This is a genomic window from Kitasatospora sp. NPDC002965, from assembly GCF_040611255.1.
In the GTDB taxonomy this organism is placed as follows: Bacteria; Actinomycetota; Actinomycetes; order Streptomycetales; family Streptomycetaceae; genus Kitasatospora.
This window is the reverse complement of record NZ_JBEXNT010000145.1, coordinates 1-23438: the sequence shown is the minus strand read 5'-3', so window position 1 is coordinate 23438 and position 23438 is coordinate 1. Positions and strand designations below refer to the sequence as shown.

Annotated in this window: 20 protein-coding genes; 8 read left to right on the top strand and 12 right to left on the bottom strand. The window is 74.6% G+C overall.

What is annotated here, in order from left to right; translation table 11 throughout:
* The 10 genes from ABZY91_RS35715 to ABZY91_RS35670 all read right to left on the bottom strand — a co-directional run.
* Positions 1-1595 (bottom strand): hypothetical protein (locus ABZY91_RS35715; protein ID WP_355407600.1); only part of this gene is annotated, 1595 nt, incomplete at its 3' end.
* Positions 1596-1825: 230 nt separating this feature from the next.
* Positions 1826-2596, bottom strand: a complete 771-nt coding sequence (locus tag ABZY91_RS35710) for a hypothetical protein (RefSeq protein WP_329951413.1) — start codon at positions 2594-2596, stop codon at positions 1826-1828.
* Positions 2597-2729: 133 nt separating this feature from the next.
* Complete coding sequence (locus ABZY91_RS35705) at positions 2730-3515, bottom strand: type III pantothenate kinase (protein ID WP_329885562.1); 786 nt, start codon at positions 3513-3515, stop codon at positions 2730-2732.
* Between the two features lie 159 nt (positions 3516-3674).
* Entirely contained in the window at positions 3675-4646 is a 972-nt protein-coding gene (nadC, locus tag ABZY91_RS35700) for a carboxylating nicotinate-nucleotide diphosphorylase (protein WP_329885561.1), read from the bottom strand.
* Positions 4647-4650: 4 nt separating this feature from the next.
* Complete coding sequence (locus ABZY91_RS35695) at positions 4651-6324, bottom strand: L-aspartate oxidase (RefSeq protein WP_355407597.1); 1674 nt, start codon at positions 6322-6324, stop codon at positions 4651-4653.
* A 16-nt stretch (positions 6325-6340) separates the two neighbouring features.
* Entirely contained in the window at positions 6341-6814 is a 474-nt protein-coding gene (panD, locus tag ABZY91_RS35690; protein ID WP_329885559.1) for an aspartate 1-decarboxylase, read from the bottom strand.
* A 103-nt stretch (positions 6815-6917) separates the two neighbouring features.
* A complete protein-coding gene (gene panC, locus ABZY91_RS35685) occupies positions 6918-7823 on the bottom strand; it encodes a pantoate--beta-alanine ligase (protein WP_355407595.1) in 906 nt (301 codons plus the stop codon).
* Entirely contained in the window at positions 7823-8686 is an 864-nt protein-coding gene (locus tag ABZY91_RS35680; protein WP_329885748.1) for a DUF2520 domain-containing protein, read from the bottom strand. The genes panC and ABZY91_RS35680 overlap by 1 nt, the downstream gene beginning before the upstream one ends.
* A gap of 318 nt (positions 8687-9004) precedes the next feature.
* Positions 9005-9694 (bottom strand): response regulator transcription factor, encoded by a 690-nt coding sequence (locus tag ABZY91_RS35675; RefSeq protein WP_329885557.1) that lies wholly within the window; start codon positions 9692-9694, stop codon positions 9005-9007.
* 53 nt (positions 9695-9747) lie between these two features.
* Positions 9748-10980, bottom strand: a complete 1233-nt coding sequence (locus tag ABZY91_RS35670; RefSeq protein WP_355407592.1) for a sensor histidine kinase — start codon at positions 10978-10980, stop codon at positions 9748-9750.
* A gap of 139 nt (positions 10981-11119) precedes the next feature.
* Between ABZY91_RS35670 and ABZY91_RS35665 the strand changes: the two genes are divergently transcribed.
* Both ABZY91_RS35665 and ABZY91_RS35660 read left to right on the top strand, forming a co-directional pair.
* Positions 11120-12178, top strand: coding sequence for an SAM-dependent methyltransferase (locus ABZY91_RS35665; protein WP_355407590.1), 1059 nt, complete (start codon positions 11120-11122; stop codon positions 12176-12178).
* Positions 12175-13344: an NADH-quinone oxidoreductase subunit D gene (locus ABZY91_RS35660; RefSeq protein ID WP_329885554.1), complete on the top strand. Its 1170-nt coding sequence runs from the start codon at positions 12175-12177 to the stop codon at positions 13342-13344. The genes ABZY91_RS35665 and ABZY91_RS35660 overlap by 4 nt, the downstream gene beginning before the upstream one ends.
* Positions 13345-13437: 93 nt before the next feature.
* Here the strand turns inward: ABZY91_RS35660 and ABZY91_RS35655 are convergent, their stop codons facing one another.
* Entirely contained in the window at positions 13438-14361 is a 924-nt protein-coding gene (locus ABZY91_RS35655; protein ID WP_355407588.1) for a hypothetical protein, read from the bottom strand.
* Positions 14362-14663: 302 nt separating this feature from the next.
* Between ABZY91_RS35655 and ABZY91_RS35650 the strand changes: the two genes are divergently transcribed.
* The 6 genes from ABZY91_RS35650 (at position 14664) to ABZY91_RS35625 (ending at position 21893) form a co-directional block, all read left to right on the top strand.
* A complete protein-coding gene (locus ABZY91_RS35650) occupies positions 14664-15557 on the top strand; it encodes a glycerophosphodiester phosphodiesterase (protein WP_355407586.1) in 894 nt (297 codons plus the stop codon).
* A gap of 122 nt (positions 15558-15679) precedes the next feature.
* Positions 15680-16642 carry a Ppx/GppA phosphatase family protein gene (locus ABZY91_RS35645; RefSeq protein ID WP_329885551.1) on the top strand — a complete coding sequence of 321 codons (963 nt, stop codon included), beginning with the start codon at positions 15680-15682 and terminating at the stop codon, positions 16640-16642.
* A 926-nt stretch (positions 16643-17568) separates the two neighbouring features.
* Positions 17569-18396: a sugar phosphate isomerase/epimerase gene (locus ABZY91_RS35640; RefSeq protein WP_329885747.1), complete on the top strand. Its 828-nt coding sequence runs from the start codon at positions 17569-17571 to the stop codon at positions 18394-18396.
* A 30-nt stretch (positions 18397-18426) separates the two neighbouring features.
* Positions 18427-19194 carry a methyltransferase domain-containing protein gene (locus tag ABZY91_RS35635; protein ID WP_355407584.1) on the top strand — a complete coding sequence of 256 codons (768 nt, stop codon included), beginning with the start codon at positions 18427-18429 and terminating at the stop codon, positions 19192-19194.
* Between the two features lie 226 nt (positions 19195-19420).
* Complete coding sequence (gene ilvD, locus ABZY91_RS35630; protein WP_329885549.1) at positions 19421-21265, top strand: dihydroxy-acid dehydratase; 1845 nt, start codon at positions 19421-19423, stop codon at positions 21263-21265.
* An 82-nt stretch (positions 21266-21347) separates the two neighbouring features.
* The gene (locus ABZY91_RS35625) at positions 21348-21893 is read left to right on the top strand and encodes a hypothetical protein (protein ID WP_355407582.1); all 546 of its coding nucleotides are present in this window, start codon (positions 21348-21350) and stop codon (positions 21891-21893) included.
* Between the two features lie 16 nt (positions 21894-21909).
* On the opposite strand, the gene ABZY91_RS35620 is transcribed toward ABZY91_RS35625, so the two are convergent.
* Positions 21910-23265, bottom strand: coding sequence for a hypothetical protein (locus ABZY91_RS35620; protein ID WP_355407580.1), 1356 nt, complete (start codon positions 23263-23265; stop codon positions 21910-21912).
* Between the last annotated feature and the right edge of the window lie 173 nt (positions 23266-23438).

Sequence of the window (23438 nt, the reverse complement as noted above, 5' to 3'; positions counted from 1 at the left end):
CCCGGTCGAGTACATCGAGATGCGCCGCAAGGTCGGTGGCGCGCCCTGGTCGGCCGGGCTGATCGAGTACGCGGCCCACACCGAGGTGCCGGCGGGGTGGTCGCGGCGGGCGCGGGCGGGGGAGTGGTCGGTGCCGGCGCCGGGGCGGCCCGCAGGGTGACCTTCACCAGGTTGTCGGCCGGGTTGCGGTCCCACCTCATGAGGGCGCTGGGCAGGCCCTCCTCCAGTTCGCTCCCCATGTTCTGGAGCGAGACCGTGGCCGTCAGCGGGTCGGTGCCCTCGGCCAGCTTCAGGGCCAGCTTGAAGGACGCCTTCGCGCCGTCGGCCATGTAGGAGTCGAACGCCTCGCAGCCGAACCTGTTGAGCGGCTTCTCGGACGGGCGGCCGAGCACGCGGTCCTCCGCCGTGCAGCCCTTCGGGAGGCCGGTGACGGTGGCGCCTGCGGGGAGCTGGACGTCGAGGTGCGGGGTCGCCTCGCCACCGCTGCGGTCGATGATCGAGGCCGGGCCGTCGTTGGCGGCGGTGACGGTCAGGGTGCCCGCGCGGCCGGTGGCGTCCGGGGCCCAGGTGCCGGTGACGCCGAAGTCCGCGTGGCTGTCGGCGCTGACCTCCTGCTCGGTGGAGTTGTCGTTGCGGCCGGGGAAGCCGGCCGGGATGCCCTCGGTACCGGCCTTGACCAGCGTGGCGGGGGCGCCGGTGCCGTGCTCGAACGTCAGCCTCTTGCGCAGTGCGGGCCCGTTGGCGTCCGCCGCGTCCGGGCGGGGCAGGACGGTGAAGCCGGCGAAGGTGTCGTACGCGTCGGCGGCCACGGTGAGGTCGAGGCCCGCCAGCCGGACCGCCTCGTCGGGTGCGATCTCGCCCTCGACGGTGCAGAGGCCGTACGTGACGGGTGCGTACGCGCCGGTGCCCTCGGGGCGGGGCTCGCCCGGGGCGGTGGCGTACTCGCAGTTGGACGGCCAGGCGTCGACCTTCAGGCCGGGGGCCAGGTAGACCTCGACGACCGCGCGGGAGGCGGGGACGCCGCCGCGGTTGGCGAACCGGAGCCCGGGGTCGATGCGGCTGCCGATCGCGGCGCCGGTCTTCGGGGTGAGCTCCTTGGTGCGGAACGCGGCGGTGCCGACCTCGACCGTGAAGTCGGTGCTCGCGGACCCGGCGTCCGGGGCGCTGATGGTGGCGTGGACGGTGCCGCTCGCGCCGGGCCGGACCCCGGGGAGCGCGCTCAGCCACAGGCGGGCGGTGGTGTTGACGTCGTCGCTGTCGAGGTAGCCGACGTCGCAGGTGATCACCTTGGCGGCGGTGGTGCAGCGCTCGCCGGTGGTGAGGGTGGCGACGCCGTCGAGGCCCGAGACGTCCAGGGTGATCCTGGTGCCCATGACCGGCCCGGTGCCGGTCCGGCCGATCCGCAGGTCGACGTTGTCGCCGAGCTGGGGCCGGGGGGCGGTGGGCTCGACGGGGATCTGGACGGGGCTCCCCACCCTGATCCTGAGTGCGTGGTCCGCGGCGTGGGCCGGAGCGGCCAGTGTGCCGACGGAGAGGGCGGCGACCGCGGTCGCCGCGGCCGCGCCGAGTGCTCGGCGCGTGCGGGTCGAGTTCACGGGGATCCTCTTGGTGGTGTGGGTGTCCCCGAGACCCTATGGACGCCCGTGGCCTCGTCAATCCGGGTGATCGGTCATCAATTCGTACAGGACGGGATCGATCCGGCGGCGCGTCTCGTGAAGGTTATGAAGTCGTGACCGCGAGGTCCTGACGGAATAACGACATTGTCGACACATGGATCGGGGGAGGCCGCCGGAGCGGCCTCCCCCGGTGTCCGGGCGGCGGGCGGTCAGCCGGTGCCGGTCGCGAGTTCCAGGTCCTCCGGCGCGGGCGGCGGCGCGGCGTGGTCCGGGTGGGCCGGGGGCTTGGGACGGCGGCCGAACAGCTCGGCCGGGGTGGGCAGCCGGTGCGGCCGGGGCGCCTGCTGGCCCTGGGGGCTCGGCTGGGGGCCCTTGCGGGCGGCGGCGGGCTGCTCGGCGGCGGGCTCGGTGCTGCTCATCGGGATCCGTCCTCCAACAGGGGTGGGGAGAATGCTCGGGGGTGCGGCGGGGCTCGGTACGGCGACGAGGTGGCGCTGGCCGGTGGTGAGGGCGAGCCGTTCGCGGACGGCGGCCTCCGCCAGCGCGTGGCAGCGGCCGGCCAGCCGCGAGCGGCGGGACCGTTCGTTCTGCCCGCACGGTTGGCGGGTCAGCCCGCGGAGCGCGGTGAGGTCCTCCGGCCCGGGGAGGTACCCGTCGGTCACCGCCTCCTCCAGCCGTTCCAGGTAGCCGCCGGCACTGCCGGGCAGGGCGGCCCGGTAGCGGCCGAGATCGGCGAGGAGGAAGGCGCGCAGTCGGCCGCCCTCCTGGACCGCCTCGTCGATCGCCTCGGTCAGGCGCAGCGCGTCCTGGACGTCCTCCGTCCACAGCTCGGCGCCCGCGCCGGTGAACGGCGACCGGTCGTGGCCCTGGAGGTGGACGGGGACGGAGGGGTGCAGGGCTTGGGCGAGGGCGCGGCGCAGCACGCGGACTTCGTCGGCGCTGAAGGCCATGCCGCCGCGCGATCCGTGTGGCGTAGGCATGGGTTGACACTACGTGAGGAATATCCGATTTGTCGGTAGCGTCGCGCCGATCCCCCACGTTTGGCCCGTGCCGGCCCCCGGAACGGCCCGCGGTGCCCGTGGGCCCCCCGGCGGGGGGCCCACGGACGCCGGGTCAGGCCGGGCGGTTGCGTTCGAAGACCAGCCGGAGGCCGATGAGGGTGAGCCAGGGCTCGTGGACGTCGATCGAGCCGGCCTCGCCGAGGACGAGCGGGGCCAGGCCGCCGGTGGCGATCACCTGGACGTCGTCCGGGTCCTTGGAGAGCTCGCGCGCCATCCGGTCGACCAGGCCGTCGACCTGGCCGGCGAAGCCGTAGAGGATGCCGGACTGCATGCCCTCGACGGTGTTCTTGCCGATGACGTTGCGCGGCCGGGTCAGCTCGATCTTGCGCAGCAGCGCGCCGCGGTTGCCGAGCGCCTCGACGGAGATCTCGATGCCGGGGGCGATCGCGCCGCCGACGTAGTCGCCGCGGGCGTTGACCGCGTCGAAGGTGGTGGCGGTGCCGAAGTCGACCACGATGCACGGGCCGCCGTAGAGGTGGTTGGCGGCCAGCGCGTTGACGATCCGGTCGGCGCCGACCTCCTTGGGGTTGTCCATCAGGACGTGCACCCCCGTCTTCACCCCCGGCTCCACGATCACCGCGGGGACGTCGCCGTAGTACCGGCGCGTCACCTCGCGGAACTCGTGGAGCACGGAGGGGACGGAGGAACAGATCGCCAGGCCCTCGACCGTCGCGTCCGCGATCGCGGTGTGCGAGCCCATCAGGCCGTGCAGCAGCACCGCCAGCTCGTCGGCCGTGCGGCGCGGATCGGTGGAGATCCGCCAGGTCTCGACCACTTCCTCGCCGTTGAACAGGCCGAGGGTGGTCTGGGTGTTGCCGACGTCGATGGTGAGCAGCATGGGGTGCTTTCTTCGTCGAGGGTCAGCGGACGGGCGGATCAGGTGCCGAGCAGATCCTGAGCGCTCAGATCCCGAGCGAGCGGATTCCGAGCGGGCAGAGCGCGAGCGGGCGGATCACGAGCGGGCGGATCACGAGCGGGCAGAGCGCGAGCGGGCGGATCAGGCGCGCAGGTCCAGGCCGATGTCCAGGATCGGCGAGGAGTGGGTGAGCGCCCCCACCGCCAGGTAGTCGACACCAGTCTCCGCGACCTCGCGCGCGCCGGCCAGGGTCAGTCCGCCGGACGCCTCCAGCTTCGCCCGGCCGGCCACCAGCGCGACGGCCTCGGTCAGCTGCGGGACGGTGAAGTTGTCCAGCAGGACCAGGTCCGCCCCGGCGTCCAGGACCGGCGGGATCTGCTCCAGGGTGTCGACCTCGACCTCGACCGGCAGGTCGGGGTAGGCGGCCCGGACGGCGCGGAAGGCCTCGGCCACGCCGCCGGCCGCGACCACGTGGTTGTCCTTGACGAGGGCCGCGTCGGAGAGGGCCATCCGGTGGTTGGCACCGCCGCCGCAGCGGACCGCGAACTTCTCCAGCGCCCGCAGGCCCGGGGTGGTCTTGCGGGTGTCGCGGACCACGGCGCCGGTGCCCTCCAGGGCGTCCGACCAGGCCCGGGTGGCGGTCGCGATCCCGGACAGGTGGCAGAGCAGGTTGAGCGCGCTGCGCTCGGCGGTCAGCAGGTCCCGGGTGCGGGAGCGGACCGAGAGCAGCACCTGGCCGGCCTCGACCCGGTCGCCGTCCTGGACGTGCCGCTCGACCTCGAACTCCTCCTCGCAGACCAGCGAGACGACGGCCTCGGCGATCCGCAGACCGGCCACCACACCGGCCTGGCGGGCGGTGAAGTCGGCGGTCGCGACGGCGTCGGCCGGCACGGTGGCCACCGAGGTGACGTCCTCGCCGCCGGCCAGGTCCTCGGCCAGTGCGAGGGTGGCGATGTCCTCGACCTCGACCGGGTCCAGGCCGGCCTCCTCCAGCAGCTCGGCGAGCTGCGGGTCCAGGCCGGTCTCGTAGCCCTCGCCGTCCCCGCAGGCGCAGCCGTCGCCGCAGCCGTCGGCCATCGGGAGTTCCTCGTGCGTGTGGGTCGCGTCGGTCATGGTGTTACTGCTCCTCGGGGGTGCTGACAAGGTCGCCTTCGGCGGTGAGGGTGGTGATCAGGTGGCGCCGCCACCGCGCGTCGTCCCGGTCCGGGAAGTCCTCGCGCCAGTGGCAGCCGCGGGTCTCCGCCCGCTGGGTGGCGGCGGTGGTCAGCGCGCTGGCGACCAGGAGCAGGTTGGCGGCCTCCCAGGTCTCCACCCGGGGGTCGGCCGGCTTCTCCTCCGCGACGTGCGTGAGCGCCTGCTCGGCGAGCCGGGTCAGCCCGGCCGCGGTGGCGGCCATCGACGCGGCCGAGCGCAGCACGCCCGCGCCGTGCGACATCAGCCGCTGGATCTCGGCCCGGGCCTCGGGCGCGGGCAGCGGCACGGTGCGGGCGGCACGGGCCGCGGCCACGTCCACCGACCGCTCGGACAGCTCGCCGGCCGCGTGCCGGGCGGCCAGGTCGGCGGCGATCGCCTCGGCGAAGACCAGGCCCTCCAGCAGCGAGTTGGAGGCCAGCCGGTTGGCGCCGTGCACCCCGGTGCACGCCACCTCGCCGCAGGCGTACAGGCCGGGGACGGTGGTCCGGCCGTGCCCGTCGGTGCGGATGCCGCCGGAGGCGTAGTGCGCGGCCGGGGCGACCGGGATCGGCTCGGTGACCGGGTCGATGCCGTGCGACCGGCAGGACGCCAGGATGGTCGGGAACCGCTGCTCCCACATCTCGGCGCCGAAGTGCCGCCCGTCGAGGTACATGTGGTCGGTGCCGTGGAGCTGCATCTGCCGGGTGATGGCCTTGGCGACGATGTCGCGCGGGGCCAGCTCGGCCAGTTCGTGCTGCCCGACCATGAAGCGGGTGCCGGTCCCGTCGACCAGGTGGGCGCCCTCGCCCCGGACCGCCTCGGAGACCAGCGGCTGCTGGCCCTCGGCGTCCGGGCCGAGCCACAGCACGGTCGGGTGGAACTGGACGAACTCCAGGTCGGTGACCTCGGCGCCGGCCCGCAGGGCGAGTGCCACGCCGTCGCCGGTGGAGACCGCGGGGTTGGTGGTGGCCGAGAAGACCTGGCCCATGCCGCCGGTGGCGAGCACCACCGCGCGGGCCCGGACGGCGCCGACGCCGTCCCGCTGGCCCTCGCCCATCACGTGCAGGGTGAGGCCGGCGGCGTGGCCGTCGGCGTCGGTGAGCAGGTCGAGGACGAGGGCGTGCTCGATCAGCTCGATACCCGGGTCGGTCCGTACGGCGGTGACCAGGGCGCGCGATATCTCGGCTCCGGTGGCGTCACCGCCCGCGTGGGCGATCCGGCGCCGGTGGTGGCCGCCCTCGCGGGTGAGCAGGATCTCGCCGTCCTCGCCCCGGTCGAACGCGGCGCCGACCGCGATCAGCCGGCGGACCGCGTCCGGGCCCTCGGTGACCAGGGTGCGGACGGTGTCCTCGTCGCAGAGGCCGGCGCCGGCCACCAGGGTGTCGTCCAGGTGCTGCTCGGGGGTGTCCCCCTCGCCGAGGGCGGCGGCTATGCCGCCCTGGGCCCAGCGGGTGGAGCCGTCGTCCAGCATCGCCTTGGTGACCACCAGGGCCCGCAGGCCGGCCTTGCGGACGTTGAGGGCGACGGTGAGCCCGGCCACGCCGGAGCCGACCACCACGACGTCGGTCGTGGTGGTCCAGCCGGGTGCGGGGGCGGCGAGGCGGTGCGTGACGGACATGGCTTCAGTGGCTCCTTCAGCGCGCGGTCGGGGCCGCACTGTTGCCGTCACCGTACGCTCCCCCCACCGCCGTCGGGGCCGCCACCCGGTCACCGCGGACCAGCCCGGTGCCCTCCGCGGCCTCGGCCGGATCGCCGCCCAGACCGGTGACCCGGTTGCGGTCGTCGACGAAGACGACCTTGGGGAGGTAGCCCTTGGCCTCGGCGGTGTCCATCTGCCCGTAGGCGATGAGGATGACCAGGTCACCGGGGTGGACCAGGCGGGCGGCGGCGCCGTTGATGCCGATCACGCCGGAGCCGCGCGGACCGGCGATGGTGTACGTCTCCAGCCGGGCGCCGTTGTTGATGTCGACGATGTGGACCAGCTCGCCCGGGAGCAGGTCGGCCGCGTCGAGCAGGTCCTCGTCCACCGTGACCGAGCCGACGTAGTGCAGGTCGGCCTGGGTCACGGTGGCCCGGTGGATCTTGGACTTGAGCATGGTGCGGAGCATGTGGTCACGCCTCCTGTGAGTGCATGCCTGAGGGATGTGCAGCTGCCGGACGATTCTGCGCGATGGTCGCCGATCCGCCCAGAGCCGGGGCCGTGCGGGTTCGTCAGCGGCAGATGACGTGGACGTTGTCGATCAGACGGGTCGCGCCCACCGTCGCGGCGACGGCCAGCACCGCCTCGCCCTGGAAGTCGTCCGGCGCCTCGGTGAAGGAGAGCGGGTCGAGCAGGGCGAGGTAGTCGAGGGTGATGCCGTCGGCGGCTTCGAGGGCGGCCGAGGCGGCCTCGCGCGCGGCCTTCGGGCCCTGGGCGGCGACGTCCCGGCCGGCGAACAGCGCCCTGGAGAGGGCGAGCGCGTGCGCGCGCTCCTCGGCGGAGAGGAAGCGGTTGCGGGAGGACAGCGCCAGGCCGTCCTCCTCGCGGACGGTCGGCACGCCGACCACCTCGACGTCGAAGTCCAGGTCGGCCACCATCCGGCGGACGATCGCCAGCTGCTGGGCGTCCTTCTCGCCGAAGAAGGCGAAGTCCGGGTCGGTGATGTGCAGCAGCTTGGCGACGACGGTCAGCATCCCGTCGAAGTGGCCGGGCCGGGTGGCGCCCTCGTACCGCTCGCCCATCGGGCCGGCGGCCACCCGCACCTGGGGCTCGCCGTTCGGGTAGACCTCGTCGACGGACGGCGCGAAGACCACGTCGGCGCCGCTCTCCTCGGCCAGCTTCACGTCCTCGTCCAGGGTGCGCGGGTAGCGCTCCAGGTCCTCGCCGGCGCCGAACTGCAGCGGGTTGACGAAGACCGTGACGGCGACCCGGCCGTCCCGGCCGACCTGCCGGCGGGCGGCGCGGATCAGTGCGGCGTGGCCCTCGTGCAGGGCGCCCATGGTCATCACGACCGCGTTGTCCACCGGCTGCTCGTCCGGCCAGAACGCGGCCTCGAAGTCGTCGACGGTGTGCGTGACCACGGCCCGGTGGACCTTGGGGGCGCGCTGGACCTTGCCCGGCTGCTTGCCGCGTGCCATTACTGGTTCTCCTCGTTCAGTACGTCCAGCAGCGATGCCGCCGACGCTTCGTCGATCGTCCCGTGCGCGAGTGCCCGCTGGGCGGTGGCGCGGGCCATCGCCCGGTAGGCGGCCGGGATGTCCGGGGACACCGTACTGAGCTGCGCCAGGTGGCGCCGCACGGTGCCGGTGTCGCCCCGGGCGACCGGGCCGGTGATGGCCGCGTCGCCGGAGCGCAGGGAGTTGTCGAGCGCGGCGCCGAGCAGCGGGCCGAGCATCCGGCCGGGCTCGGCGACGCCGGCCGCGCGCAGCAGTTCGAGCGCCTGCGCGACCAGGGTGACCAGGTGGTTGGCGCCGTGCGCGAGGGCCGTGTGGTAGAGCGGGCGGACGTCCTCCGGCACCCACTCGGGCTCGCCGCCCATCTCGACCACCAGCGCCTCGGCGACCGGGCGCAGCTCCTCGGGGGCGGTCACCCCGAACGGGCAGCCGGCCAGCCGGGCCAGGTCGACCGAGGTGCCGGTGAAGGTCATCGCGGGGTGCAGCGCGAGCGGCAGCGCACCGGCCCGGGTGGCCTGCTCCAGCACGGCCACGCCGTGCGCGCCCGAGGTGTGCACCAGCAGCTGGCCGGGGCGGACGGAGCCGGTCGCGGCGAGGCCGGCCACCAGGTCGGCCAGCGCGTCGTCGGGGACGGTCAGCAGGACGAGGTCGGCGGCGGCCAGCACCTGCGGCGGGGAGACGATCCGCACGCCGGGCAGCAGCGCCTCGGCGCGGCGCCGGGACGCGGCCGAGACCCCGGACGCGGCGACCACCCGGTGGCCGGCGAGCTGCAGGGCGGCGCCGAGGGCGGGGCCGACCCGGCCGGTGCCGACCACGCCGACGGCCAGGCGGGCGGGTCGGTTGCCGGGGTCGGCCGGGTCGCCGAAGCCGTCGGCGAGGGGTGGGAACGCGGCGAATTCGTCGGGGTAGGCGCTGTCGGACGTGCTCACGGCTCGGCCCTGGTCCTCACTCTCCGTTCCGGTCCTCCTCGGGTACCGGACGTACCGGCCCATTCTACGGGCGCGGGGCGGTCCCGGTCGGGGCGGGTCGGGAGGGTCGTGCCGGGCCGGGAGGGTCGGGGGCGGCCCGGGGCGGTCCGGCGGCCGGTCGCGGGACGGCCCCGGGGCGGGGCCGGGGAGCGGGTCGGGAGCGCGGGGACCGGCGGGTCAGTCCGTGGCGCCGGCCCGGATCAGGCCCGCCTCGTACGCGAGGACCACCGCCTGCACCCGGTCCCGCAGGCCCAGCTTGGCCAGGATCCGGCCGACGTGGGTCTTCACGGTGGCCTCCGAGAGGACCAGCCGGGCGGCGATCTCCCCGTTCGAGAGACCCTGCGCGACGAGCAGGAACACCTCGCGCTCCCGCTCGGTGAGCGGCCCCAGGGTGTCCCGGCCGGGCCCGCTCTGCGGGGTCGGCAGCACCTCGGCGAACCGGTCGATCATGCGGCGGGTGGTGGTCGGGGCGACCACCGCGTCCCCGCCGTGCACCGCGCGGATCGCGGCCACCAGCTCGGTCGGCGGCACGTCCTTGAGCAGGAAGCCGCTGGCGCCGGCCTTGAGGGCGGCGAAGGCGTACTCGTCGAGGTCGAAGGTGGTGAGGATGAGCACGTGGGGGGCGTCGGGCAGCGGGCTGCCGTCCTCCGCCAGGCAGATCCTGCGGGTGGCCTGCACGCCGTCCAGCCTCGGCATCCGGACGTCCATGAGGATCACGTCGACCGAGGTGTGCCGGAGCTTGTCCAGGGCCTGGACGCCGTCCCCGGCCTCGGAGACGATCTCGATGTCGCCCTGCGACTGCAGGATCATCCGGAATCCGGTGCGCAGCAGCTCCTGGTCGTCGACCAGCATCACGCGGATGGTCAAGGTGGCTCCTAGTTCCTCGATGAGGGGCGACGGGGTGGTGACGTCGGGCGGGGTCAGTGGGCCGTCTTGAGCGGCAGGACGGCGCGGATCCGGAACCCGCCGCCGGGGCGGGGCCCGACGTCGAGGCTGCCACTGACCATGCCGACCCGCTCGCGCATGCCGATCAGGCCGTGGCCCTGGCCGTCGGTACCGCCGGAGGCCAGCTGCTCGTCGGTGGAGCCGCGGCCGTCGTCCTCGATCAGGACGGCCAGCTCGCGGTCCCCGAAGTCGACCGCGACCCGGGCGTGCACGTCCGGACCGCCGTGCTTGCGGACGTTGGTCAGCGCCTCCTGGACGATCCGGTAGACGGTCAGCTCCACGCCGCGGGGCAGCTCGCGCGGCGATCCCGAGGTGGCGAAGTCCACCTGGAGGCCGGCCGTGCGGCACTGGTCCAGCAGGTCGGGCAGTTCCTCGACACCCGGCTGCGGCACGTACTCCTCGGCGTTGGTGTCGGAGGTGCGCAGCACGCCGAGCAGCCGGCGCATCTCGACCAGGGCCTGGCGGCCGGTGGAGGCGATCGTTCCCAGCGCCTCCCTGGCCTGCTGCGGGGAGTTCTCCAGCACGTAGGCGGCGCCGTCGGCCTGCACGATCATCACCGAGACGTTGTGCGCGACCACGTCGTGCAGCTCACGGGCGATCCGGGCGCGCTCGGCCGCCACCGCCACCTTGGACTGGGCGTCGCGTTCGCGCTCCAGCCGGGCCGCGCGGTCCTCCAGCTCGACCAGGTAGGCGCGCCGGACCCGGGTGAGCCGGCCCCACGCCCAGCACAGGACGAACGGCGTGGTCATGAGCGCCGAGATGAACAGCGACTCGGGGATCGAGTAGGACTGGTGGTGGGCGTCGCCGAGGTCGTCGACCGTGGTCTTCATCGGGTGCAGCTGCCAGAACACCAGCGGGCCGGCCAGCAGCCCGGCGGTCAGGGCCGTCCGGGACGTCCAGGGCCGCCCGAAGGCGGCGCCGGTGTAGGCGAACACCAGGTAGGCGATGCTGGAGACCGCCGGGTTGACGTCGAGCGCCACCTGGGTCAGGCCGATGGCGGTGGCGGCGGCCACCGTGGCGTTCGGCCAGCGGCGGCGGATCACCATCAGCATCGGCAGGACGAGGGCGATGGCGAAGTGGACGCCGAACCGCCAGCCGTCGTTGCCGCTCCCGTTCTCCGGCAGGATGCCGAGGAAGAGCACCAACGCGGCCCAGGCGGAGTCGACCACCATGGGGTGACGGCGGAGCCAGGCGTTGAGTCGATGCACGACTCAAGCGTAGGCAGTCGCGGAGCGTGCCCAGGTCCGCCGGGAGGGCGATCCCTCCTACTCCCTAGGTCGGAGAGCCCGCAGTGCCGATGCCGTACTGGTCGGGAGGGTACGGACCGGTTGTGTAGCGTCCCGGCGCATGAGCTGGATGCGGTGGGTGACCGCGATGGAACACGCCCTGTACGACCCCGACGGAGGGTTCTACCGCAGGCCGGAGGGCCCCGCCGGGCACTTCCGCACCTCGGTGCACGCCTCGCCGCTGTTCGCCGGGGCGGTGGCCCGGCTGCTCCTGGAGGTCGACGCGGCCCTCGGCCGTCCGGAGGAGCTGGCCTTCGTGGACGTCGGGGCCGGGCGGGGCGAACTGGTCGCCGGTGTCCTCGCCGCGCTGCCGGACACCGGCCCGGACGCGGTCCGTGACCGGGTGCGGCCGTACGCGGTGGAGCTCGCCGACCGTCCGGCCGTCCCTCCGTCCACAGGGCTGTGGACGGAGCGGGCCTGGGCGGACGTCGTCTGGACGGACCGGGTGCCACGCGGTGTCACCGGTCTGCTGTTCGCCAACGAGTGGCTCGACAACGTCCCCCTGGACACCGGCGAGGCCGACGAGGACGGGGTGCTGCGCTACGTCGAGGTGGAGACCGCGACGGGCGGGGAGCGGCTCGGCGACCCGGTCTCCGCGGCGGACGCGGCCTGGGCCGCGCGCTGGTGGCCGGCGGAACGCCCCGGGGACGTGGTGGAGTTCGGCGGCCCCCGGGACGCGGCCTGGGCGCACGCGGTCGCCGGGCTGGACCGCGGGCTGGCCGTCGCCGTCGACTACGCGCACACCGCCGGCCGCCGCCCGCCGCTGACCACCCGCACCGGCTTCCGGGCCGGCCGCGAGGTGCTCCCCGTGCCGGACGGCTCCTGCGACGTCACCGCGCACGTCGCACTGGACGCCGCCGCCGCGCCCGGTCTCCACAGCCTGTGGACGACGCAGCGGGACGCGCTCCGGGCACTCGGCGTCAGCGGGGCCCGGCCCCCGCTCGCCCTGGCCTCCACCGACCCGGTCGCCTACCTCCGGGCGCTCGGCGGCGCGGGCGAGGGCGCCGAGCTGACCGACCCCGGCGGCCTCGGTGCGTTCGGCTGGCTCTCGCAGACCGTCCGCATGCCGGTACCGCGGAGCCTGGGGCCGCTGCCGGGATGGCAGACTCTGACCCCATGAGGGAGACCACGGTCGGCATCGGGGCGGGAGCCGAGAACTTCACGGGCGAGGCGGGCACCACCGACATGGTGCTCAACATCGGCCCGCAGCACCCGGCGACCCACGGCGTGCTGCGCCTGAAGCTGGTGCTGGACGGCGAGCGCATCGTCACCGCCGAGCCGGTCATCGGCTACATGCACCGGGGCGCGGAGAAGCTCTTCGAGGCCCGGGACTACCGGCAGATCATCATGCTGGCCAACCGGCACGACTGGCTCTCCGCCTTCTCCAACGAGCTGGGCGTGGTGCTCGGCGTCGAGCGGATGCTCGGCATGGAGGTGCCCGAGCGCGCGGTCTGGATCCGCACCCTGCTCGCCGAGCTCAACCGCGTCCTCAACCACCTGATGTTCCTCGGCTCCTACCCGCTGGAACTCGGCGGCATCACGCCGATCTTCCACGCCTTCACCGGCCGCGAGGACCTCCAGCACGTGCTGGAGGAGGCCTCCGGCGGGCGCATGCACTACATGTTCAACCGGGTCGGCGGGCTCAAGGAGGACCTGCCGGCCGGCTGGCTCGGCCGGGTCCGGACCGCCGTCGCCGTCGTCCGCTCCCAGCTGCCGGTCTTCGAGGACCTGGTGCTGGGCAACGAGATCTTCCGCGCCCGGACCGCCGGCGTCGGCGTGCTCACCCGGGCCCAGGCCCAGGCGTACGGGGTCAGCGGACCGATCGCCCGGGCCAGCGGCCTCGATCTGGACCTGCGCCGCGACGAGCCCTACCTCGCCTACGGCTCCGAGGAGCTGCGGCAGGTCCTGACCGTGGTCACCCGCGAGGAGGGCGACTGCCTGGCCCGCTTCGAGTGCCTGCTGGAGCAGACCGTCAACGCGCTGGCCCTCGCCGACGCCTGCCTCGACAAGCTGGCGCAGCTGCCGCCCGGCCCGGTCAACCTGCGGCTGCCCAAGGTGCTCAAGGCCCCCGAGGGCAGCACCTACGCCTGGACGGAGAACCCGCTCGGCGTCAACGGCTACTACCTCGTCTCGCGCGGCGACAAGACGCCGTGGCGGATGAAGCTGCGCTCGGCCTCGTTCAACAACATCCAGGCGCTGACGGAGCTGCTGCCCGGCACGCTGGTCGCCGACATGGTGGCGATCCTGGGCTCGATGTTCTTCGTGGTCGGGGACATCGACAAGTAACGGTCCCCGCACGCGAGCCCCCGCACGCGAGCCCCCGGCGTCGGCCCGCGCGGACGGCCGTCCCGGGGCTGCGGCCGGGGGCTCCCGGGGGTGCTACTTCTTCGCCTTCTTCACCGGGTCGGCCGGGTGCGGGGCCACCTTGCGGTCGCCCTTGGTCGCGATCCGCTGCTCGCAGAGGCCGGCCAGCACCTCGTACGCGGCCTTGCCCATCAGCTCGGTGAGCTCGGGGCGGTAGCTGACGAACACCGGGTCGGGCCCCTGGTGCGCCTCCGGGCTGCCGGTGCACCACCAGTGCAGGTCGTGGCCGCCCGGACCCCAGCCGCGCCGGTCGTACTCGCCGATGGTGACCTGGAGGTAGCGGGTGTCGTCCGGGCGGTCGATCCAGTCGTAGGTGCGGCGGACCGGCAGCTGCCAGCAGACGTCCGGCTTGGTCTCCAGCGGTTCGAGGCCCTCCTTGAGCGCCAGGGTGTGCAGCGCGCAGCCGGCGCCGCCGGGGAACCCGGGGCTGTTGAGGAAGAGGCAGGCGCCGTTGATCCGGCGGGTCTGCCGGTCGCCGTCCTCGTCGAACATGGTGATGCCGCCGTCGAGCCTGATCCGGCCCCTGGCGTCGGTGCCGTGCTCGAAGTTCTCCCAGATCTCCGGGGTCAGCCGGGTCGCGTGGCCGGCGACGCGCTTCTCGTCGTCCTTGTCCGAGTAGTGCGCGCCCAGGGTGCAGCAGCCGTCGGACTCGCCGCGGCCCTCGCGGATCCCGTGGCAGCCCTTGCCGAAGATGCACGACCAGCGCGACGTCAGCCAGGTCAGGTCGCAGCGGAAGACCTGCTCCTCGTCGTCCGGGTCGGAGAACTCGACCCAGGCGCGCGGGAAGTCCAGCGCGACCTCGGGGCGGAGCCGGTCGCCGGGCCCGGCACCGGGCTCGGAGCCGAGGTCGGAGCGGAGGGTCGGCATCGCGAGGTCGACGGTCGTCGGACCGCCGGCCTTGGGCTTGGTCTTCTTCTTGGAGGTCTCTGCTGCTGCCACCCGGCAAGGGTAGAGCCTTCCCGGAGGTCCGGACCGTCTGCGGCCGGGGCGTCCACGGTGGTGTCACCGGCCGGTGACCGGGCGGGTGGATCCCCGACGCGGTCACCCGGTGATCGTCCGCGCCGACCGGACCGTGCGGTGGCGGGCGGGTGCGGTCGCCCGGGTGGCGTCGGCGCATCGTCACGGTGCGGCATGCTGGCTCCCTGCCGGCCGACCGGCGACCACCGGACCGCGAGCCGCAGAGCAGTAGAGCAGTAGAGCCACGGAGCAGCAGAGCAGCAGAGCAACTGGAGCCCCGAGTCGTGACCACCCCGCCCCGCCCCGCCAGGACGGCCCTGCGCACCGCCCTCCCCGCCCTCGCGCTGCTCGCCGCCGCCGTCCCCGGTTGCGCCGCCACGGCGGCCCGCACCTCCGAGCCCGCCACCGGCCTGCGGGCCCAGCCGGCCGCCGTCGCCCGGACCGGCTGCGGCGCACCACTGGTGATCGGTCACCGGGGCGCGCCGCTCGACGCCCCCGAGAACACGATGGCCTCCTTCGAGGCGGCCCTCCGCCAGGGCGCCGACTGGCTGGAGACCGACGTCCGGACCACCCGGGACGGCGTGCCGGTGCTCATGCACGACTCCGCGGTGGACCGCACCACCGACGGCGAGGGCGCGGTCGCGGACCTGACCGCCGCTCAGCTCGCGGGACTGCGGGTGACCACCGGACCCGGCCCGGCCGTGCCGGTGCCGACCCTGGAGGAGCTGCTCCGGCGGCTCTCCGGCGGCGGCGTCACCCTGCTGATGGAGATCAAGTGGCAGCGTGCCGAGGACGTCGAGCGGATCGCCCGGCTGGCGGCCGACAGCGGGGCGCCGGTCCACCTGTACTCGTTCTCCGCCGAGCACCTGCGGCAGGCCCACGCCGTCGCGCCCGAGCTGCCGGTGGTACTGATCCAGGGCGCAGGGCTCGCCGACGACCCGGCGGGCCTCCCGCTGCACGGCATCGCCCTGGACCGCACGCTCGCCACCGCCGACCGGATCGCCGCCGAGCGCCGGAGCGGCCGCGAGGTGTACGTCTGGGTCCTGGACGACGAGGAGGCCTGGCGGTCGTCGGCCGGGCGGGGCGCCGACGGGCTGATCACGGACGCCCCCGGCCGGGCCCGCGCCTGGGCCGACACCCGCTGCCGTACCGGCCACCGGGCGGAACACAGCGGCTGATCGGCCCGCGGCCGACCCGTCCCGGCCCGTCCCCCGCACCCTTCCGACCGTACTCGTCGGACCAGCACGAATACCGTCGCAGCCGGTCTCCACAGCCCCCGAATCGCGTAGCGTGGAGCGCTATGCGACTCGGTGTTCTCGACGTAGGTTCCAACACGGTCCACTTCCTCGTGGTGGACGCCCATCCGGGCGCCGCTCCGGTGCCCGCCTACTCCCACAAGGCCGAGCTGAGGCTCGCCGAACTCCTCGACGAGCAGGGCGCGATCAGCGAGCCCGGCGTGGACAAGCTGGTCGGCATGGTCGCCTCCTCGCTGCGGGTCGCCGAGGACAAGGGCGTCGTCGACATACTGCCGTTCGCCACCTCCGCCGTCCGCGAGGCCGTCAACGGCGAGGAGGTGCTGCGCAGGGTCGCCCAGGAGACCGGGGTCGAACTGCGGGTGCTCTCCGGCCAGGACGAGGCCCGGCTCACCTTCCTCGCCGTCCGGCGCTGGTTCGGCTGGTCCTCCGGCCGGCTGCTCAACCTCGACATCGGCGGGGGCTCGCTGGAGATCGCCTGCGGCCTCGACGAGCAGCCGGACGTGGCCTGCTCGCTGCCGCTCGGCGCCGGCCGGCTGACCGCCCGCTGGCTGCCCGGCGACGTCGCCGACCCGGAGGAGCTGCGGGAGCTCAGACGCCACATCCGGGCCGAGATCGCGACCGTGGTCGGCGAGATCTCCCGGCTCGGCACCCCCGACCACGCCGTCGCCACCTCCAAGACCTTCAAGCAGCTCGCCCGGATGACCGGCGCCGCCCCGGCCGACGCGGGCCCGTACACGGACCGTCGGCTCACCCGCAGCAACCTCTCCGCCTGGCTGCCCCGGCTCTCCGCGATGACCGTCACCGAGCGGGCACACATCCCGGGGGTCTCCGAGGGCCGCGCCAAGCAGCTGCTGGCCGGCGCCCTGGTCGCGGACGCCGCGATGGACCTGTTCGGTCTGGACGAACTGGACGTCTGTCCCTGGGCGCTGCGCGAGGGGATCATCCTGCGCCGCCTGGACGCCATGGACGGTTCCGCCGACCGCCGTCGGCCCGCCCTCACCCCCTGACGGGCCGTTCCCGCCCCCGAACTGCCGGTTCCCCCGCCCGGACGGCCCGGCGCGTGGCCCGCCCGCGCGCCCTCCGACCGGCTCCCCGTTCCGGGCGCGGGACGCTTACGCTGTCTCCCGTGGCGCATCCAGCGGGCGAGGACGGTACGCGGGAGGGCCGCGCTCCCGAGGACGGGCAGCCGCGGCCGGACGCCGCGCGCCGGGCCCGCCGCCCGTCCGGCCCGGCTCCGAACGCCGGTGCGGGCCCTGCGGACCCTGCGGGCACGACCTCGGACACGACTCCGGACCCGGACGCGACGCGGTCCGCGGACACCGCCGACCCGGACACCGCCGACCCGGACACCGCGCCCGTGCGCTCCCGCAAGCTGGGCAAGGCGGTGAAGGGCGTCCGGGCGGCCAGGGAGGCCGCCGGCGGGGTCGCCGAGAAGGCGGCCCGGAAGGCGTCGAAGCAGTCGGCGGGCCGGACGGCCGGACGCACCGCCCGCCGGACTGCCGAGCCTGCGGCCGGGCCCGGCCCGGAAGCCGCGGAGGCGCCCGCGGCGCGGGCGGCCAGGCTCGGGGCGAAACCCGCGGCCAGGTCGACGGCCAGGCAGAAAGCCGGACGGAAGGCCGAACCGGCTATCGAGCCGACGACCGAGCCGACGACCGAACCGGCGGCCGGGGAGGACACCGGGCGGAAGGCCGGACGGAAGGCCGAACCGACGGCCCGGCGCAGCGCCGGGAGGGCCCGGACGGAGAGGTCCGCGGCCAAGGGCGCCGCGAAGGGCGCCCCCGCCACCGAAGCCGCCGCACCGGCGCAGCCCGCCCGCGGCACCCGCACCGCCCGGGCCGCCGGCGCCGCCAAGGCCGCCGTCCAGTCGGTGAAGTCGGTCAAGGCCGCCCGGCAGGCCGCCGCCCGCCCGCCGCTGCTCCGCACCACCGACCGCCTGGTCCTGCCCGCCCACCCGGCCCTGCACATCCCGGACACCAAGGTCGCCCTCTCCACCGCCTCGGTCTATCCGGCCAACACCGCCATCGCCTTCGAACTCGCCGCGAAGCTCGGTTACGACGGCGTCGAGGTGATGGTCTGGAACGACCCGGTCAGCCAGGACATCGAGGCGCTGCGCCGGCTCTCCGACGTGCACGGCATGCCGATCCTCGCCGTGCACGCGCCGTGCCTGCTGATCACCCAGCGGGTCTGGACCACCGACCCGTGGACCAAGCTGGTCCGGGCCCGGGCGGCCGCCGAGAAGCTCGGTGCGAGCGCGGTCGTCGTCCACCCGCCGTTCCGCTGGCAGCGGCAGTACGCCCGGGAGTTCGTCGAGGGCATCGACCGGATGGCGGGGGAGACGGACGTCCGGTTCGCCGTCGAGAACATGTACCCGTGGCGGTACCGCGACCGCGAGGTGCTGGCGTACGCGCCCGGCTGGGACGTCACCGACGAGGACTACCGGCACTTCACCATCGACCTGTCGCACGCCGCGACCTCCCGGATCGACGCGCTCGCGATGGTCGAGCGGATGGGCGACCGGCTCGCCCACATCCACCTCGCGGACGGCTCCGGCTCCGGGAAGGACGAGCACCTGATCCCGGGCCGGGGCAAGCAGCCCTGCGCCGAGCTGCTCGAACACCTCGCCCGGACCGGTTTCGACGGTCACGTGGTGCTGGAGGTCAACACCCGGCGGTCCGCGTCGCCCGCCGAACGGGAGGCCGATCTCGCCGAGGCGCTGGCGTTCACCCGCCTGCACCTGGCCACCTCCGCACGCGTACGCTGAGCGTACGAACGGACTTGTGCAGGGGGAGCCATGACGGATCGACAGAAGCTCAGGGAGCTCGCGGAGTCCTTCGGCGGGGTGGCGGCCGAGTACGACCGGGCGCGGCCGTCGTACCCGGACGAGCTGTTCGACGAGCTGGAGCGGCTGTCCGGCCGGAGCCTCAAGGGCGCCCGGGTACTGGACGTCGGGGCCGGCACGGGCATCTCCACCCGGCTGCTGGCCGGGCGCGGCGCGGACGTCGTCGCCGTCGAGCCCAATGACGGCATGGCCGCCCGGTTCCTGGCCGGCAGCCCCGGTCTGCCGCTGGTCAGGGGCACCGGCGACGAACTGCCCTTCCACGACCGCTCGGCGGACTTCGTCACCTACGCGCAGGCCTTCCACTGGACCGACCCCGCACGGTCGGTCCCCGAGGCGATCCGGGTGCTGCGGCCCGGCGGGGCCCTCGCCACCTGGTGGAACGTGAAGGACACCAGCGTCGGCTGGATCCGCGCGATGGGCGAGCGGCTGGCCGCCGCGCTGCAGAGCTACCACGGCTACGGCGCCGTCAACGAGATCGCCGGTCACCTCGCGCCCCACGACCTGCGGACCGGCTCCGCCCGGCTGCGCTGGGAACGCCGGGTCACCGTCGACCACGTGATCACCGACCTCACCTCGCGCTCCTACCTCGCCGCCCTCACCCCGGAGCGGCGTGCACCGCTGCTGGCCGTCGAGCGCGAGGCCCTGCTCGGCGAGTTCCCGGACGGCTGGGTCGTCGAGCCGTACGTGCTGGACCTGACGGTGGCGGTCACCCCGGGCTGACCCGGCTGCCCGTGCCCGGCCCACCCCCCCCGCTCCGCCCCACCGCGACCCGGTTCCGCCCACGCCGTCCCCGCTCCGTCCCCGCTCCGTCCACGCGCCGCCCTGACCGCATCGCGGACGCGCCGTCCGCCGCCCGGACGGCGGGCGTAGGCTCGACGGACACAGTGGCCCCGCACCCTCCATACCGAGCGGGGCCGCGAGTCAGCCTCCGAAGGAGTGGAGCACAGTGCCCGAGCTGAGGTCCCGTACGGTCACCCACGGTCGCAACATGGCAGGCGCCCGGGCGCTTCTCCGGGCGGCCGGCGTAGCCCGCGAGGACTTCGGCAAGCCGATCATCGCGGTCGCCAACTCCTTCACCGAGTTCGTCCCCGGGCACACCCACCTGCAGCCGGTCGGCCGGATCGTCTCCGAGGCGATCAAGCAGGCGGGCGGCATCCCGCGCGAGTTCAACACCATCGCGGTGGACGACGGCATCGCGATGGGCCACGGCGGCATGCTCTACTCGCTGCCCTCCCGCGACCTGATCGCCGACTCGGTCGAGTACATGGTCAACGCGCACTGCGCCGACGCGCTGATCTGCATCTCCAACTGCGACAAGATCACCCCCGGCATGCTGATGGCCGCGCTGCGCCTGAACATCCCGACCGTCTTCGTCTCCGGCGGCCCGATGGAGGCCGGCAAGGCCACCCTGGTCGACGGCACCGTGCGCAAGCTCGACCTGGTCGACGCCATCTCCCAGGCGGTCAACGAGAACGTGTCCGACGAGGACATCGCGATCATCGAGGAGAACGCCTGCCCGACCTGCGGCTCCTGTTCGGGCATGTTCACCGCCAACTCGATGAACTGCCTCACCGAGGCGATCGGCCTCTCGCTGCCCGGCAACGGATCCGTCCTCGCCACCCACACCGCCCGCCGCGCCCTCTACGAGAACGCCGGGCGGACCGTCGTCGAGATCACCAACCGGCACTACGGCCAGGACGACCCCTCCGTCCTGCCGCGCGCCGTCGCGACCCGCGCCGCCTTCGAGAACGCGATGGCCCTCGACATCGCCATGGGCGGTTCGACCAACACCATCCTCCACCTGCTCGCCGCCGCCCAGGAGGCCGAGCTGGACTTCGACCTGCTGGCCATCGACGCCGTCTCCCGCAGGGTGCCCTGCCTCTCCAAGGTCGCGCCCAACGGCTCGTACTACATGGAGGACGTCCACCGGGCCGGCGGCATCCCGGCCATCCTCGGCGAGCTGTACCGGGCGGGGCTGCTCAACGAGGACGTGCACACCGTCCACTCCGACTCGCTCGCCGAGTGGCTCAAGACCTGGGACGTGCGCGGCGGCTCGCCGTCCGCCGAGGCCGTCGAGCTGTGGCACGCCGCGCCCGGCTGCGTCCGCTCCGCCGAGGCCTTCTCGCAGTCCGAGCGCTGGGACAGCCTGGACACCGACGCCGCCGGGGGCTGCATCCGCAGCGTCGAGCACGCCTACTCCGTCGAGGGCGGCCTCGCCGTGCTGTACGGCAACCTCGCCGAGGACGGCTGCATCGTGAAGACCGCCGGCGTCGACGAGTCGATCTGGACCTTCAGCGGCCCGGCCGTGGTCGTCGAGTCCCAGGACGACGCGGTCGAGGCGATCCTCGCCAAGCGGATCAAGGAGGGCGACGTCGTCGTCATCCGCTACGAGGGCCCCAAGGGCGGCCCGGGCATGCAGGAGATGCTCTACCCGACCTCGTTCCTCAAGGGCCGGGGCCTCGGCAAGGCGTGCGCGCTCGTCACCGACGGACGCTTCTCCGGCGGCACCTCCGGCCTGTCGATCGGCCACGCCTCCCCGGAGGCCGCGTCCGGCGGCACGATCGCCCTGGTCGAGAACGGCGACATCATCGCCATCGACATCCCCGGCCGGACGATCTCCCTGGAGGTCTCCCCGGAGGTCCTGGAGGAGCGCCGGGCGGTGCTGGAGGCCGGGGGCGGCTACAAGCCGAAGAACCGCGAGCGCCAGGTCAGCCAGGCCCTGCGCGCGTACGCCGCGATGGCCACCTCCGCCGACAAGGGCGCCGTCCGGGACGTCAGCAAGCTCGGCTGACACCCCCGCGCACCACGAGGAGCCGTCCCACCACGGGGACGGCTCCTCCGCCGTTCCGGGGCGCCGGGTGATAATCGGCCGTGTGACCGAGGAATCCGCCCCCGCCCCCCAGCCCACCGGCGACCGCACGCCCGCAGGCGCCCCCGAACCGGAGCCGATCCGCTGGTTCGGCACCAGCTGGGTCGACCACGACGGCGGCTACCGGATCCGCCGGATCCTGGTGCCGGTCGGCGCGCTGCTCGCCGCCGCGGCCGCCGCCTTCGTCCTGCGCCTCGCGGTCGACGGCATCCGGATGTCCGACAACGGCGGCTTCCTCAACGGCCTGCTGGTCGCCGCCGTGGCGATCTGCTCGCTGCTCTCCGCGCTGCGCACCTGGAAGGTGCTCACCGAGGGCAAGGACCGGCTGACCGGCTGGATGGCCGAGGAGAAGTCGCTCGGCGTGGTCTGGATCATCGGCGGGGTCGGGGCCCTGCTCGCCTACGCCGCCCGCGGTCTGGTCGAGGCGCCCGGCGAGGCCGTCCACCGGGCCGACTACGAGCGGGCGCTGACCCGCCACGAGCGGCGCCGGTCCGGGCGCGGCGGCCGGCCCGGCCCGAAGGGGCCGGTCCGGGCCAGGCGCAGGCGCTGACCGCCGGCGGGGCCGTTCAGCTGCGGGTGATCGTCCCGCATTCGCCGTCGTCCTCCGTCAGGTCCTTGCTGCGGTCGTACGGGTCGCTCGACGTCCCGCTCGGTGCGGGCTCGGGTCCGGTGGCGGCGGCGAACTGGTCGAACTGCGGGTGCAGGTAGCCGTCGTAGACGTCGCACGCGCTGTTGCCGATCTCGGTCCTGCTGCTGAGAGTCAGCTTCTTCGGGTCCACCCGGAACCGCGCCGGGTCGTGGAAGCGGAAGGTGTCCACCTTGCGGACCACGGTGCGGGTCGTCCGGGTGTCCCCGGCGACGTCCGCGGCCGGTACCGTCCAGCCCACCGGCCTGGGTGCGCCGCCGCCCGTCGCGGGCGGGGCCGTCGGGCGCGGGGTGGCCGGCTTCGGCGGGGGCGAGGCGGCGCGCCGGGCGGCCTCCGGACCGGGGCGCAGCGCGTAGACGTAGGTGAAGTCGGCGCGCACCAGCACCCCCTTGGCGCCGTCGCCCTCGACCGTGATCAGGCCCTGGAGCTTCACGGTGTCGCCGACCGGTACGGCCTCGGCCGGGTCGAAGCGGCTGAACCAGTGCGTCGGGTCCGTGTCCACGGAGGGCCTGGTCAGCGCGGCGTCGGCCGCGTCGCGCTCCTCCCGGTCCAGGAGGGCCAGTGCCGCCTCCGGGCGGGCGCCGGCGATCACCTTCGGGTCCAGGTTGGCCGCCGCCAGGTAGTCCTTGACCAGCTTGACCTGGGCGGCGACCTGCGCGGCGTCGAACACCCCGATGGCCGGCGGGGTCTCCTTGGGCTCGAACACCGTGATGTCGGTCGGCCAGCCCTCGGCGGGGGAGCCGGCCCACGGGTGGTCGACGGTCGGGCGCTGCTCGGCGACGGGGGAGGGCGCGCCGGTCGGCCGGGCCGTCTCCGGTGCGACGGTCGGGACGGCGGTGGGCACGGACGAGGCGGTGGTCCCGTCGGAGCCGAAGCGGGTCGAGTACCAGGACCGCAGGCCGTCGACGTTCAGCGCGGCGAGCGCCAGGGCGACGGCGAGCACCACGAACACCGGCGCCCGCCACTCCGGCCGACGGCGCGGTCGGGGACGGCCCCAGGCGTCGGCCGGCCGCGGACCGCGGCCGAACCGCTTCCGGGCCCGGGGGCCGTCGTTCACGGAGCGGCGGCCGCCGGGGTCGACCGGCGGGGTGTGTTTCCACTGGGCGGCGAGCATCCGGGTGCGGCCCGTCTGCTCCTTCACGGAGGCACCCTTGACGAACTCCTCGTCGAGGACGAGGTCGGCGAACGGGTCCTTCCCGTCCGCCCCGGACGGGGTGGTCCCGTCCTGGTCCCGGCCCTCGTGCGGGCGCGGTTCTGGATCTTCGGCGATCGGCATCGCGCCAGTATGTCGACGGGGTGTGACGTTCGTCCGATCGGGGGCACCCCGGCCGGTGAACCGGAGTGCGCCGTCCGGGGACCGGACCGGCCCCGTCGCCCGTCCGGGCCGGCCCGGCCCCGTCGCCCGTCCGGGCCGGCCCGGCCCCGTCGCCCGTCCGGACCGGCCCGTCG

What these genes read in the sequence shown, in the direction of transcription:
- ABZY91_RS35695 (WP_355407597.1), bottom strand. Translation starts at nt 6,324, where the DNA reads ATGTCCGTCACGCACCGCCTCGCCGCCCCCGCACCCGGCTGGACCACC.
- ABZY91_RS35645 (WP_329885551.1), top strand. Translation starts at nt 15,680, where the DNA reads ATGCGACTCGGTGTTCTCGACGTAGGTTCCAACACGGTCCACTTCCTC.
- ABZY91_RS35620 (WP_355407580.1), bottom strand. Translation starts at nt 23,265, where the DNA reads ATGCCGATCGCCGAAGATCCAGAACCGCGCCCGCACGAGGGCCGGGAC.
- panD (WP_329885559.1), bottom strand. Translation starts at nt 6,814, where the DNA reads ATGCTCCGCACCATGCTCAAGTCCAAGATCCACCGGGCCACCGTGACC.
- ABZY91_RS35635 (WP_355407584.1), top strand. Translation starts at nt 18,427, where the DNA reads ATGACGGATCGACAGAAGCTCAGGGAGCTCGCGGAGTCCTTCGGCGGG.
- ABZY91_RS35710 (WP_329951413.1), bottom strand. Translation starts at nt 2,596, where the DNA reads ATGCCTACGCCACACGGATCGCGCGGCGGCATGGCCTTCAGCGCCGAC.
- nadC (WP_329885561.1), bottom strand. Translation starts at nt 4,646, where the DNA reads ATGACCGACGCGACCCACACGCACGAGGAACTCCCGATGGCCGACGGC.
- panC (WP_355407595.1), bottom strand. Translation starts at nt 7,823, where the DNA reads ATGGCACGCGGCAAGCAGCCGGGCAAGGTCCAGCGCGCCCCCAAGGTC.
- ABZY91_RS35660 (WP_329885554.1), top strand. Translation starts at nt 12,175, where the DNA reads ATGAGGGAGACCACGGTCGGCATCGGGGCGGGAGCCGAGAACTTCACG.
- ABZY91_RS35705 (WP_329885562.1), bottom strand. Translation starts at nt 3,515, where the DNA reads ATGCTGCTCACCATCGACGTCGGCAACACCCAGACCACCCTCGGCCTG.
- ABZY91_RS35665 (WP_355407590.1), top strand. Translation starts at nt 11,120, where the DNA reads ATGAGCTGGATGCGGTGGGTGACCGCGATGGAACACGCCCTGTACGAC.